The organism is Thalassospira profundimaris (assembly GCF_003326755.1).
Classification (GTDB): domain Bacteria; phylum Pseudomonadota; class Alphaproteobacteria; order Rhodospirillales; family Thalassospiraceae; genus Thalassospira; species Thalassospira profundimaris_B.
The window spans coordinates 76,742-90,106 of sequence record NZ_JPWH01000010.1 but is presented as its reverse complement, the minus strand read 5'-3'; the positions used below and the strand labels follow the sequence as shown (position 1 = coordinate 90,106).

Genomic DNA, 13,365 nt, shown 5'->3' with positions numbered 1-13,365 from the left:
AAGGCGGCACTCTCAAATGCTGCCTTTGACATATCTTATAACATGACCAGAAAATCATCTGCAAAGTCAGAAGATCAGGCCATTGCCTCATCCTTGCGCACCGGGCGCGGGCGGCCGTTGGCGTCGATGGCGACAAAGGTAAAGGTGGCTTCGGTCACTTTAATGCGTGGCGGCTGGTTGCGGCGCAGGACCCAGGCTTCGAGATGCAGCACCATTGATGTATTGCCAATACGGTCAATATCGCCATAAACGCACACCACATCACCCACATAAACCGGGCGATGGAAGGTCATGCCATCCACGGCAACGGTGGCAACGCGGCCTTCGGCAATCTGACTTGCCAGCACGCCACCGGCAATATCCATTTGCGACATCAGCCAGCCGCCGAAAATATCGCCGCTGGGGTTGGTATCGCCGGGCATTGCCAGGGTCCGCGTACACATGTCGCCACGCGGCATCGCACCTTCATCATGGGATTTTTCGTGTTTATCGACCATCGCACTCACTCCTGGTTGCCGGATACCCGGCCTGATCCGCTATTTTTTTCCGTGAACCCGGTTGCATTGCAAAAGGAAAAACATTTTTATGAGCCGGGATTTAAATCTTATGGTACTCGTTTATCGGCAGGCGATGCCAGCACGGTATTGGACAGGGTGTTATGCACCATGTGCAACAATCGTCCCGACCCACCTGCCACCCAAATTATACCCTTAAAACAACCAGTTGCGTTCCGGGGAACATGACCGACCTTTTTGAAGATTCAAACCAGAGCACCGCAAACGCCTATTCCGCCAAGGATATCGAGGTTCTTGAAGGCCTTGAACCCGTCCGTCGGCGTCCGGGCATGTATATTGGCGGCACCGATGATACCGCCCTGCACCATCTGGTGGCCGAGATCCTCGATAACTCGATGGACGAAGCGGTGGCAGGCCATGCCGACTGGATCGAACTGGAACTGCAAACCGACAATACCGTTCTGATTCGCGATAACGGCCGTGGTATCCCGACCGACCCGCACCCGAAATTCCCCGACAAATCGGCGCTGGAAGTCATTTTGACCACCCTGCATTCAGGCGGCAAATTTTCCGGCAAGGCCTATGAAACATCAGGCGGTTTGCACGGTGTTGGCATGTCGGTGGTGAACGCGCTGACCGACAAATTCCGGGTCGAAGTCGCGCGCGACCGCAAACTGGTATTTCAGGAATATTCCAAGGGCACGCCGCTTGGCCCGCTTCAGGATGGCGGCACGGTTAACAACCGGCGCGGCACCACGGTTATTTTCCGTCCCGACCCCGAAATTTTCGGCGCGCGGGCCAAGCTGAAGCCCGGCACCATTTTCCGCATGGCGCGCTCAAAGGCCTATCTTTACAAGGGTGTGGAAATTCGCTGGTCGTGCGATCCGTCGCTTCTGACCAGTGATGACCCAACCCCGCAAAAAGAAGTCCTGAAATTCCCCAACGGTATTCTGGATTATCTCGAAATGACCCTGAAGGGTCGCGAGATGGTGACGGAACGCCCCTTTGCCGGGGAAACCAAATTTGCCGACAGCCCCGGACGGGTGGAATGGGCCGTGGGCTGGCCGGAAGGCGGCGAAGGCTATTTTCATTCCTATTGTAATACCGTTCCCACCCCGCTGGGTGGCACGCACGAGGCCGGTTTTCGCTATGCCCTGACCAAGGCGATCAAGGCCTATGGTGATATGGTGGGGCTGAAAAAGGCATCAACCATCACCGCCGAAGACATTTTTGGCGGCGGCTGTGTCATGCTGTCCGTCTTTATCCCGGACCCGCAATTTCAGGGCCAGACCAAGGAAAAGCTGGGCACACAAAACGCCACCAAACTGGTTGAAACCGCCGTTCGCGACCATTTTGACCACTGGCTGACCGGGGATACCGAAAATGCCAAGCGGCTGTTGGAACGCATTATTTTGCGCGCCGAAGAACGCCTGCGCCGCAAGGAAAAGAAAGAAACCAAACGCCAGTCCGCCACACGGCGCCTGCGCCTGCCCGGCAAATTAACGGATTGTTCCCGTTCGATTGCGGCGGGTACCGAAATTTTCCTGGTCGAAGGGGATTCGGCAGGCGGGTCGGCCAAACAGGCCCGTGACCGCGAAACCCAGGCCGTTTTGCCGCTGCGCGGTAAAATCCTGAACGTGGCATCGGCCACCCGTGACAAGATGATGGCGAACCAGGAAATCAAGGACATGATCGAGGCCTTTGGCTGCGGTACCGGTTCTGATTTCAGCCTGAAGGATTTACGTTACGAACGCATCATCATCATGACCGATGCTGACGTGGACGGCGCGCATATCGCATCGTTGCTGATGACATTTTTCTATCAGGAAATGCCGGGTCTTATCGAAAATGGCAGCCTGTTCCTTGCCATGCCGCCGCTTTATCGCCTGACACAGGGTGGCAAAAGCATCTATGCGATGGATGATGCCGAAAAGGAACATCTGCTCAATACCGAGTTTAAAAACCCCAACAAGGTCGAAATCTCGCGCTTTAAAGGTTTGGGGGAAATGCCCTCGCAGCAGTTGCGTGACACCACCATGTCACGCGAAAACCGCACCCTTTTGCGCGTCACCCTGCCCGATGCCGCCGAACCGGACGGACAGGAACAGACCAAGGATCTGGTCGGCCGCCTGATGGGGAAAAAACCGGAATTGCGCTTCCAGTTCATTCAGGAACATGCCCGTTTTGTCGAGGATATTGACGTTTAAGGCACCTCAAACGTCATCACCGTCATCATTAAACCCGGCATGTGCGGTGCCGGGTTTTTTGGTGCCCGCTGATGATCGGGGGCAAGGTCAAAGACAATCGCCGTCTCCGGCATCATCAGGAAAACCCACGAAACTTTGCCTTGGCACTGACATTTTGCGATTCCATGACCTATGTTTCCGGTATCACACCTTTAATCGTATTGTATCCCGGTTTTGCCTCCTCCGCCCCCGGCAAGCTGTCACCCGGTATCATATGATCATTATGCTTGATTGAAAGATCGCTCAGGAGTCCGCCTTCCATGTCCGTCAAAACCCGCAAATATGCTGTGCTTGCTGCCCTGATGGGGTTTGCCGCCCCGCTGCTTGGCGCCTGCAGTGGCAATATAATCGAGGCCCCCTATTACGAAACCACCAATGTGGCAGGCTTCAGAAGCTATGCCGCACCATCGAATATCATGGTGATGGAAGTACATGACGGACAAACCGGCATTGATAATGCCCGCTGGGCCAGCCTGCTTTCCAATCACGGGTTTGCCCCGCAATTGCAGTTTGTGACCCCGGAAAAGGCAAAAGCCGAGATGGCTGGCGCACACACCGATACCCGCAAAGATCACCCCACACTCCGCCCGGATCAGCGACTGGTGGTTGTGGTCAACCCAACACAGGATACCTGGCGCAATGAAATGTGCCAGAACCCGCAAAACACCCCCTTAACGCCCGGCGAAAAAACAATTCCGGTGCGTTTTGCCTTTTGTTCCGGCGACAGCGTGGTATCGGAAATTCGGGCAAACATGACAAACCCGATCAATCCGCAACAGGTTGATGACATGGCGTCCACGATCATTCATTACCTGTTCCCGATCAACCAGCCTGACCGCAATGAAAACCGTTGCAACCGGTTTGCGCCCTGCTAAGGCATAGTGGGCACGCTTAACGAATCAGCGCACTCAGTTCCTTGAATTCCGGCGTGCCCGCCACACGCAACCATTCAAACATCACACTTTCGCGGGTCACAATTTTGGCCCCGGCATCGCGCATGCGCTCCAGCCCAAAAATCCGGTCATGCGGCTTGCGCGAGGATACCGCATCGGCCACAACAAAAACCTCGCGCCCCCGCTCGATCAAATCAAGCACAGTTTGCAACACACAAACATGGGTTTCCATGCCCGCCACCACAACCTGGTCACGCCCGTGATTCTCTTCAAGTTTTGCCAGAAATCCCTCAGCCCCCAGACAGGAAAAGCTGATTTTATCCACCACATTGCTGCCATCGCTTTCTTGTTCAAGCAGATCAAGAATGGATTTGGCCGTATGCCCCAGGCCCTTGGGATATTGCTCTGTCACAATCGCGGGAACCGACAGGCGGTTGGCGCATTTTAACAAAAAGCAACACGCATCAATCATGTCAACCGGATCAAGGCAGGCCGGATACAGCTTTTCCTGAACATCTACAATCACCAGTGTGGAGCGGGCAGCATCCATCAACATCACAAGCCTCCTTCGCAAATAGCGCCAGTCAGAACACGCCTTGCCGCCACGATATGTCCGAACCAGCTCGCAAACAAGCATCCAGAGGACGAAAAATGCAGGTAAACCACCTTTTTAAAGGCGTTTTTCTTGACTTGGGCCGGGCTTGGCTTTACCACCCAAGCAGATTTGTCTCTAAGTAAATCAATCTTTAACGCATTTTTTGCGGGAACCCGAAACATATGACTTTCGCCGATCTCGGTCTGAGCGAAGATATCCTCAAAGCCGTTGCAGACGCCGGTTATGACACACCGACCCCCATTCAGCGCCAGGCCATTCCATCCGTGATGATGGCCCGTGACATCCTTGGCTGCGCCCAAACCGGGACGGGGAAAACGGCCAGCTTTGTGCTGCCGATGCTCGATATTCTTCATCATGGCCGTGCGCGCATGCGCATGCCGCGCTCCATTATCCTGGAGCCAACCCGCGAGTTAGCGACCCAGGTGGCCCACAATTTTGACACCTATGGCAAATATGTGCCGCTTTCAAAGGCGCTGGTCATTGGCGGAGAATCGTTTGTTGAACAGCAAAAGATTCTGGAAAAGGGTGCCGATGTTATCATCGCAACCCCGGGCCGCCTGATTGACACCTTCGAGCGCGGCAAACTTCTGCTGTCGGACTGCAAATTGCTGGTCATCGACGAAGCCGACCGTATGCTGGATATGGGGTTCATCCCCGATATTGAAAAAATCGTCAATATGCTGCCCAAACAGCGCCAGACGCTGTTTTTCTCGGCCACCATGCCCAAGGAAATCCGTCGCCTTGCCGATAAATTCCTGAGCAATCCGAAAGAAATTACCGTCTCTGCCCCCTCGAGCATGGCAACGACGCTTGAGCATAAATTGCTGGTCATTGACGAAATGGACAAGCGCGAAACCCTTCGCCGCCTGATCCGCAACGAAAATATCAAAAACGCCTTTGTATTTTGCAACCGCAAAAAAGACGTCGATATTCTCTATAAGTCACTGACCAAACATGGCTTTAATGCCGGTCGCATGCACGGCGACCTGGTGCAGAGCGAACGCACCGAGACACTTGATAAATTCAAAAGCGGCGAAATCACCGTTCTGATCTGCTCGGACGTTGCCGCACGCGGCATTGACGTTGCCGAGGTTTCGCACGTTTTCAATTTTGACGTGCCCTTCAATGCCGAGGATTACGTTCACCGCACCGGTCGTACCGGCCGTGCCGGGCGCGAAGGCAAGGCCTTTACCCTGGCCACGCCAGAAGATGGCAAACTGGTCGAAGCGATCAATAAAACCATCAATATGTCGATTCCCCTGACCTCGGTTGAGGGAATCGAAACCCTGGAGCTGGACTTTAGCGGCAAAAAACGCCGTAACAAGCGCAACAGCCGCAAGGGCAATGACCGTAGCGACCGCAATACCCGCAACGCATCACGGCGCGACACTGCCCCGAACCAGGACAAACCGGCCAGCCAGGCCGAAGCAAATGCTGCCAAACCGGCAGAACAGGGTGCTCAGCCAGGCAAACGGGACAACACCCTGTCCAATAGCGGCAATAATGCGGGCCAGAACAATAACAGCCCGCGCCACGCCCGTGACCAGCGCGAAGACCGCCAGCATAACCGCCCGCAGCGCGACCGGAAAAACAACAACCGCCGCGACCGGGATGATCATGACGACAAACCGGTTATCGGCATGGGCGACCACGTCCCGGCCTTTTTGCTAACCCCTGTGCCGCAATCGTCGCTGCGGAAACCGGCAGCCCCGGAAAAAGACGAAAGCGACAGCAAAACAGCCAAAAAAACAGGCCGTAAAACCACCGGCCGCAAGGCAGCCAGCCCGCGCAAAAGCCGTAAATCCGCGCCAGCGGCTGATAAAAGCGACGACGCGGCAAAATCCGCAACCGGGGTAACAGAACCGGCTTCGACCCCGGCCCCAAAACCGGTTGAAACGGCGGAAAAAGAGGCACCTGTTGCCACAACGGGTACCCCGGTTGTGGAAAATGCAGCAGCGGGTGACAATGGCAAAGCCGTTGATGCAGCGGCGAGCGAAACCAAACCCGAGGCCAACAAACCCGCAGAAGCTGAAACCGAAACCGGCCCACAGGCGGAAACCCCGGTCGAGGCAAAACCGGCCAAGGCAAAAACGCCCCGTGCCCCGCGTAAACCGCGCGCCAAGGCGGCAGCAAAACCGAAAACAGCCCGTAAAACCGCGAAAGCACAGGATGACGGTAACGGTGAAGATGTAAAAGCCGATGCCAATGCCGATGCTGGTGCTAGTGCTGCGGGCGCAGACAAGGCAGAGGGCGAAACCGCCAAACCGAAAAAGGCGGCGGCCAAAAAACCTGCCAAGCCCCGCGCCCCGCGCAAACCCCGCAAAAAGGCCGAAACCGCGCCAAAGGATACCGATAGCAGCACGGGCGAAGCCCCGGCAGCGCCCGGCGCGGAACCTGGCCCCTCAGACCAGACCCGTTAACGCACGATAAAACTGCCGTTACGCAAAACAAAGGCCGCCGAAACATCCATTCGGCGGCCTTTCGTATGATCGATACAAAACAGTTACACAGCGCGGAACAGACCGGTGGATATTTTGCGTTCCATTGGCTTGCGACGGCGCATCAGTTTCAGCATTGTTTCAATCGAAATCGATTGCAGCGTGGCATAGGTAATCGCCTCGATTTCATCCATAACAAGCGACAGGGCCACCCCCGCATTGGTTTCCTGGACAATGCCGTTGGACGGCCCGGCGCCCACTTCCTCGAACAGTTCCACCACATCAAGCAGGGTTGTCCGTTTGGCATTGCCACAAAAACGATACCCGCCCCCGGCACCGCGCACCGATTCCACAAGCCCGGCCCGGCCCAGATCGCGCAAAACCTTGGCAAGGTGATTGGTGGAAATATTGTAACGTTCGGCAATCTCGGAGGCCGAAAGCTGACGTTCGCTATCTTCTGCCAGTTCCAGCACCGCATACAGGGCAAACAATGTTGCCTTTTGCAAAGACATCATGGCTTAGCCCTCCTCTTCCATATCGGTTTCAAGCTGGATGAAAGGCCCGGCCATCATGCCCTGGGCGCGGAAAAACGACATCAGGTCGGTGGCATCACGCGGGATCATGGTCCGCACCTTCTGCACCCCGGCATGGCGGAAACAGCGGCAGATTTCATCATAAAGAATGGTACCAATACCGCCCATCCGCAAATCGGGTTCAACACTGACCGTGCCAACCCAGCCACACGGGACGGAATTAAACTCCCACGAACGAACTTCGCCAAAGATACAGCCCAAAAGCGTCTCGCCCTCTTCCGCGACCAGAAAAAAGCGGCTGTCCTTGCGGTTGCCATAACGCACAAAAAGATCATCCCAGTATTCGGGCTTGCGCAGGCCGGTCGTGCGCTCGTCAAGGTCCACCACATCGGGCAGGTCTGCCTTGACGGCAGGCCGGATACTGATTTCATGATCATCGATATAAACCCGGTTATATCCCGGTTTGTTATGTGCTGCGTCCACCAAAATAGCCTTTCCTGTACCGCAGACAACCCGCAGGCACCCGCGTCCTCGCCAGGAGATGTCGCCCATCCCAAATACGTAATTCAGTACGATTATACTACACTGTCCGGATGGCAGGCAGCAATGATAAGTTCCGCACGCCATGCCCTTTGCCACGCCGGTATGCGGGCCGAAACAAAAGCACGGTTTGCCAGCCGGCGCGAGGGGGCGGGCTGGCCCGAACTGCCTGGTTTTCAGTGTGCCTGCCCTGCAATACCGTTCCCCGGGTTGTACCGCAACACTTAATCCCGCTTGACCGGCGCAAAACACCCAAACGGAAAGCTGGGCACAACCGGCTTCAACCAGCGCGCTGCACACCGCAAACATCGCCAATTATCGGCGCAATATCTCACGCAATGATTGACAGAACGCCCAAGTCGTGGCTTATCGCGGCCAGGAGATTGCTGCGCAAAACCGCCCTTCAGGACAAAATATTTGCGCAGCCCGCATTCGCCATCTATCTGCATTTTCGTCAAAGGGAGTAGGCACGCTATGGCGCGCAACGGTTTTGATGCAATTGACCGCAATATTCTTCGGGAAATTCAGGAAGATGGCCGCATCTCGATGGTGGAACTGGCTGACAAGGTGGGGCTGTCGGTATCCCCCTGTTTGCGCCGCCTGCGCAAACTTAAAGAGAGTGGCGTCATTCGCAAATATGTCGCCCTGCTGGACCCGGCACACCTGCATCTGGGCGTAAATGTTTTTGTCACCGTTTCCCTGACCCAGCATGATGAACCCTCGCTGCGCCGTTTTGAAACCGCCGTGCAACAGCACCCGGAAATTGTCGATTGTTATGCGATGGTGGGCAATCAGGATTATATGATGCGGATCGTGGTTCAGGACCCGGCTGCCTATCAGAAATTCCTGTCCGACGTGATGATGAAACTGCCCGGTGTCGCCAATATCAAATCCAGCTTTACCCTGCACGAAGTCAAAAACAGCACCCGCCTGCCCGTTCCCGAGACCGACTGAACCTGTGCCAGACCTGTTCCCCCCCCACAGCCTAGCTTTTGGCAAAACCGGTCGCATCACGCGGGATAATACTGGGAAACAGCAGGACCAATGTCAGACCACGGGCCAGAAAAAACACGTTAAACGCCGCCCACAGGGCGTGATTGCTTTGCAGGGCCACAGCCCCCCAGGCCAGAACGGCAAATACCGCAACCGAACATATCATCATGTTGCGCCAGTGGCGCGTTTGCGTCGCCCCTAAAAATACCCCGTCAAACTGAAACCCCAGCACCCCTGTTATTGGCAACACAACAGCCCAGGGCAAAAATGAATAGGCCGCGTCGCGAACATCGGCAATGCTGGTCAATCCGTTAATAATCGGTATGCCACACAGGGCGAAAACCAGCGTCATCACAAAGGCCGAAATAGCGGCCCACACGGTGGTTTTGCGCACCGCCCACAAAAACTGTTTGCGCCGTTCCGCCCCGTAAGCCTGGCCCACCAGGGTTTCGGCAGCATGGGCAAAACCATCCAGCGCAAAGGAGGCAAACATCAAAAAATTTTGCAACACCGCGTTGGCCGCCAGGGTGACTTCGCCAAACCGGGCACTGAATGTTGTAAACAGCGCAAAGGCCGATGTCAGCGCCAGGGTGCGAATAAAAATGTCGCCATTTATCTGCATCAGTCGCAACAAACGGGCCCGGTCAAACAGCACCACATCCCGCCAGCGCCCGCCCAGCCGTTTCAAATGCGGCTGCATTAAAAACCAGCCCAACAGAATACCGGAATAATCGGCAATCACGGTTGCCCCGGCAACCCCGCGCACATCCCAGCCAAACCCCTGCACAAACAGAATATCCAGCACGATATTAAGCGCATTCAAAACAACCTGGAAAACAAACACCGCCCGGCTATCGCGCATCGCCAGCAACCAGCCCAACATGCAATATTGCATCAGAGTCGCGGGCGAGGCCCAAATGCGCACATGGAAATAGTCACGCGCGGCGGCCTCAACATCGGGAGTCGGCGCAATCAGACGCATGGCAAGTTCGACAATCGGCCATTGCAGCAGCATCACCAGTGCCCCGCCCACAACCGCAATCATCGCGCCACGGGCAAAAACCGCCCGCACCTCCTGCGCGTCGCGACGGCCCGCTGCCTGGGCGGCAAGCCCGGTGGTCGCCATGCGCAAAAAGCCGAAGCTCCAGAAAACATAACTGAAAATCAGCGCGCCAACAGCAACCGCACCGATATAGTGCGGGCTGTCAAGATGCCCCACCACAGCCGTGTCAACAGCGCCCAATAGCGGCACAGTGGCATTGGACAAAATGATGGGAACCGTAAGGGCGAGAACACGCCTGTCCCCCTTGCCCAACCAGCGGCGAGAAATTGCCATTATCCCCTCGCGAAAACGGACAAACCTGTCGGAATGAATGAAAACAATCGGATAACCGGCATTTTCAAGACATTTCCAATGTCATATCGCGCAATAGGCCGGATGGCGAGATTTGTTTGCCAAAACCACCGGACATGCCGGAAAATCGGCATCATTTTGCGCCGCTCCCCCATAAACTGTTATTTGTATCCAATATACCAAAAGGAATTTGCTGGATCGCCCCGGGTATGGAAAGGCAATTTACTCACAAATCACATAACGCGCCGTCATCTTTCTACCCACGGGTGTGTAGATAAAAAAAACCATCATTTAAACGGGATTTACCCGTGACAATTGTGAAAGCATTCCATTGCACGGGTCAGAGGCGGCAAATTTTATCCACAGCTTTATCCACGTCACGCCATAATTGAAGGCAACCGGGTACAAACCCTTGCCCTGAACAGGGGTTTCCGGCAGGGTGCGGGTTTACGTGATCATATTTCGGGAAGACACACATGTCGCAAACAGCCCTTGAAGGGCCGGAATTTCCGGCCGCATCGGGAACAGCCAAAAGCATCGTTATTTTTTTGCACGGTTATGGTGCCGATGGCGCCGATCTGATTGGGCTGGCCCCGGAATTGGCAAAGGTCCTGCCAGATACCGCTTTTTACGCCCCCAATGCCCCCCACCCTTGCGAAATGTCGCCGTTCGGACGGCAATGGTTCAGCCTGGCATCCTATGATCCCGAATTTTTACGTCGCAATGCCGAAACCATGCCAAGTGCGCTCAAGGCACTGACACAGGGTGCGCGCGAAAACACCGCATCAATTGCCGCCTTTATCGGCGAATTGCTGTCGCGTCACAACCTGACGGCTGACAAACTCGCCCTGGTCGGCTTTTCCCAGGGCACCATGATGGCCCTGCAACTGGCCCCGCGGTTCGACCAGAAAATTGCCGGAGTTGTCGGTTTTTCCGGGGCGTTGCTGGGTACCGATACCCTTGCCACCGAAATCAAATCGCGCCCGCCCGTTACCCTGATTCACGGCAGCGATGACCCGGTTGTACCGGTCCAGGCATCGCAACTGGCGCAGGCAGCACTGGCCGAAAACGGCTTTGACGTCAGCTATCATGAACGCCCCGGCCTACCGCATGGCATTGACGGCGAAGGACTGACAATCGCAGCCCATTTCCTGCGCGAGAAACTGGCCTGATATTAAATTCAGTGCTTAGGTGGCATTTTGCCACCTGCCTTGCGATCAACACAAAACCCGCCATTCATCAAATGGCGGGTTTTGTGTGTTTTGGCGTGCGGAGGAACATAGGGAAAAGTTGGCGACTGTTTTCCAAATCGGCTTTATGCCGGGTCAGCCATTATTTTCCGGCGGCATGGCATCGTTACCGGACGGGGCCTCGTCACTGGCATCCAGGCATTCCTTGACCCAGACGTCATAAACCGGATGTTCCAGGGCCGACAGACCCGGAGTGGAGGCAAACATCCAGCCGTCAAAAACCTCGACATCGGTTTTATCTTCGGAACGATGGTCGGTAATCTCGAGAAAACCGGCACTTTCAGGCCGTTCTTCGGGCGGTGTACGATAGCAGGCATCCACCTTGATGGTGAGCGAGCCGAAAGTAATGCTCTGGCCCACCGGCACGTCAAAGGTGGAAATACGGGCAGTAATTTTATCAAGCCCCTGAAGCTGCGCGACATCAGCCTTGCGATAATCCAGCGCGGATGCATCAGGAACAAAACCGGCCATCAGGCTGGCGGTCAAAACGCCTGTGGCAAACAGGGATTTTACAGTCATGGGAATTATTTCTCCGGCGTCCCGTAGGGATTTTCAAGTTCCGCAACAACTTCGTGCATCACGGCACGAAACTGTTCTTCGTCACATCCCATCAACAGGGCGTCTTCCAGCGCATCCTGCATCATTTCACGCAATTCGACGAAATTTTCGTTCAGAACCCTGATTTTTTCGACACAGGATAACGGCGCACCGTCGGGCTGGTGCCAGACCGGCATATCTTTGGTTATGTCCGACTTGCTCATGATCTGCTTTGCTCCGTCTCCGGGACCAGATGTTCCATCAACATCCGGCCTTGCTGCGCCACAAGATGCAAACCAAAACGGGCGAAATCATGACAAATCGCTGATTTGCATAATGCTTCGCCCGTTAAGCACATTTATTTTCCCGCCGGTGCCGAATCCTTGCTCCCACCATCACCCTGCGACTTATTGGAATAAATCACCTGGCCGATCAATTCCTCAAGGTTCACCGACCCCTGGGTATATTGAATGGTGCCGCCCGGCTTGATCATATCAATATCGCCGCCCGGCTCAAGCGAGACAAACTTGCCCCCCAAAAGGCCGTCCGAGGCGATTTTTGCGGCACTGTCGGTCGGCAGTTCCACATTGGGCTGAATCTTCATATGGACAACCGCCATATAGGTTTTCGGGTCCAGGTTCTGCGAGACGACAGAACCAACCTTTACCCCGGAAATCCGGACATCGTTGCCGGTCGCCAAACCGTCAATCCGGTTAAAGCTCGCCGACAGCTCATAGCCGCCCTCGACCGAACTTAACCCCGCCCGCGAATAGGAAAAAAAGGCGAAAGCGACCGCAACGCAAATAACCGCGCCACCTGCCAGTGTTTCGACCAGCCTGTTGCCCATACCTCAATCCCATCCTTGCAATGTTATATATAAATCCGGCTGCGCCATTATTCGGCCCCTATCCGGTCAATCACAATCAGCCTTCCGGCGACCATGACTGGTAGTCACCTGTCGCCTTGGCGCGCTGACCACCCTGATAATCATGCCCCTTCGGACGATAGGCATATTTGGTGCCTGTCAGATTTGGCTGATGGTCTTTCTGCCAGTCATAACGGTCTTCCGGCTTTTCAGACAGCGGCGCATCCAGTGTATAATGCAGCCAGGCATGCCATTCCGCCGGCACCTTGGAGCCTTCATCGATGCCTTTATAAATCACCCAGCGTTTGGCTTTGCGGCCCTGCGCAGGTTTCTTTTCAGTATAATAGACATTACCATAACGGTCTTCGCCCACGCGTTTGCCAAACAGCGAAGTATAGATACGGGTCCCGACGGTGGCCATATTTGTCGTCTCTCTCCAAATTGTGTTGCCCTGCCAGACAGGACGATGGTTGCGCGAACGCGCACCAAGGACAATTACGCACCTTATATGTCCCGATGTTCGAGCAAAGTCAATGTTTCAAGCCAGCCGCCTGCACCGCATCCATCAGAATGGCCCCGATCATT

14 protein-coding genes are annotated in these 13,365 nt (G+C 55.2%); 5 read left to right on the top strand and 9 right to left on the bottom strand.

Annotated features, from left to right (window positions below; all coding sequences use genetic code 11):
- Positions 1 to 74: 74 nt before the first annotated feature.
- Positions 75 to 497 carry an acyl-CoA thioesterase gene (locus TH25_RS12995; protein WP_114088854.1) on the bottom strand — a complete coding sequence of 141 codons (423 nt, stop codon included), beginning with the start codon at positions 495 to 497 and terminating at the stop codon, positions 75 to 77.
- Positions 498 to 739: 242 nt separating this feature from the next.
- Here TH25_RS12995 and parE point away from each other — a divergent pair, with 242 nt between their 5' ends.
- A complete protein-coding gene (gene parE, locus TH25_RS12990; protein WP_114088853.1) occupies positions 740 to 2,722 on the top strand; it encodes a DNA topoisomerase IV subunit B in 1,983 nt (660 codons plus the stop codon).
- Between the two features lie 299 nt (positions 2,723 to 3,021).
- On the top strand, positions 3,022 to 3,636 hold the full coding sequence (locus TH25_RS12985) for a hypothetical protein (RefSeq protein ID WP_114088852.1): 615 nt from the start codon (positions 3,022 to 3,024) through the stop codon (positions 3,634 to 3,636).
- A gap of 16 nt (positions 3,637 to 3,652) precedes the next feature.
- Here TH25_RS12985 and TH25_RS12980 read toward each other — a convergent pair whose 3' ends face one another.
- On the bottom strand, positions 3,653 to 4,210 hold the full coding sequence (locus TH25_RS12980) for a hydrolase (protein WP_114088851.1): 558 nt from the start codon (positions 4,208 to 4,210) through the stop codon (positions 3,653 to 3,655).
- 221 nt (positions 4,211 to 4,431) lie between these two features.
- Between TH25_RS12980 and TH25_RS12970 the strand changes: the two genes are divergently transcribed.
- Complete coding sequence (locus tag TH25_RS12970) at positions 4,432 to 6,690, top strand: DEAD/DEAH box helicase (RefSeq protein WP_114088849.1); 2,259 nt, start codon at positions 4,432 to 4,434, stop codon at positions 6,688 to 6,690.
- An 83-nt stretch (positions 6,691 to 6,773) separates the two neighbouring features.
- Here the strand turns inward: TH25_RS12970 and TH25_RS12965 are convergent, their stop codons facing one another.
- Together TH25_RS12965 and TH25_RS12960 are read right to left on the bottom strand one after the other, a co-directional pair.
- Positions 6,774 to 7,223, bottom strand: a complete 450-nt coding sequence (locus TH25_RS12965) for an Rrf2 family transcriptional regulator (protein ID WP_114088848.1) — start codon at positions 7,221 to 7,223, stop codon at positions 6,774 to 6,776.
- A gap of 3 nt (positions 7,224 to 7,226) precedes the next feature.
- The gene (locus TH25_RS12960) at positions 7,227 to 7,724 is read right to left on the bottom strand and encodes a GNAT family N-acetyltransferase (protein ID WP_258549147.1); all 498 of its coding nucleotides are present in this window, start codon (positions 7,722 to 7,724) and stop codon (positions 7,227 to 7,229) included.
- Between the two features lie 531 nt (positions 7,725 to 8,255).
- Between TH25_RS12960 and TH25_RS12955 the strand changes: the two genes are divergently transcribed.
- Entirely contained in the window at positions 8,256 to 8,735 is a 480-nt protein-coding gene (locus TH25_RS12955; RefSeq protein WP_114088846.1) for an Lrp/AsnC family transcriptional regulator, read from the top strand.
- A 31-nt stretch (positions 8,736 to 8,766) separates the two neighbouring features.
- On the opposite strand, the gene TH25_RS12950 is transcribed toward TH25_RS12955, so the two are convergent.
- A complete protein-coding gene (locus TH25_RS12950; RefSeq protein WP_114088845.1) occupies positions 8,767 to 10,110 on the bottom strand; it encodes an MATE family efflux transporter in 1,344 nt (447 codons plus the stop codon).
- 494 nt (positions 10,111 to 10,604) lie between these two features.
- Here TH25_RS12950 and TH25_RS12945 point away from each other — a divergent pair, with 494 nt between their 5' ends.
- A complete protein-coding gene (locus TH25_RS12945; protein ID WP_114088844.1) occupies positions 10,605 to 11,300 on the top strand; it encodes an alpha/beta hydrolase in 696 nt (231 codons plus the stop codon).
- Between the two features lie 153 nt (positions 11,301 to 11,453).
- Here TH25_RS12945 and TH25_RS12940 read toward each other — a convergent pair whose 3' ends face one another.
- The 4 genes from TH25_RS12940 to TH25_RS12925 all read right to left on the bottom strand — a co-directional run bounded on the left by TH25_RS12940 (position 11,454) and on the right by TH25_RS12925 (position 13,201).
- Positions 11,454 to 11,897, bottom strand: a complete 444-nt coding sequence (locus TH25_RS12940; RefSeq protein WP_258549146.1) for a DUF2155 domain-containing protein — start codon at positions 11,895 to 11,897, stop codon at positions 11,454 to 11,456.
- Positions 11,898 to 11,902: 5 nt separating this feature from the next.
- On the bottom strand, positions 11,903 to 12,139 hold the full coding sequence (locus tag TH25_RS12935; protein WP_114088843.1) for a hypothetical protein: 237 nt from the start codon (positions 12,137 to 12,139) through the stop codon (positions 11,903 to 11,905).
- Between the two features lie 134 nt (positions 12,140 to 12,273).
- Positions 12,274 to 12,762: an outer membrane lipid asymmetry maintenance protein MlaD gene (mlaD, locus tag TH25_RS12930; RefSeq protein ID WP_114088842.1), complete on the bottom strand. Its 489-nt coding sequence runs from the start codon at positions 12,760 to 12,762 to the stop codon at positions 12,274 to 12,276.
- 76 nt (positions 12,763 to 12,838) lie between these two features.
- The gene (locus tag TH25_RS12925; protein ID WP_114088841.1) at positions 12,839 to 13,201 is read right to left on the bottom strand and encodes an NADH:ubiquinone oxidoreductase subunit NDUFA12; all 363 of its coding nucleotides are present in this window, start codon (positions 13,199 to 13,201) and stop codon (positions 12,839 to 12,841) included.
- Positions 13,202 to 13,365: the final 164 nt, after the last annotated feature.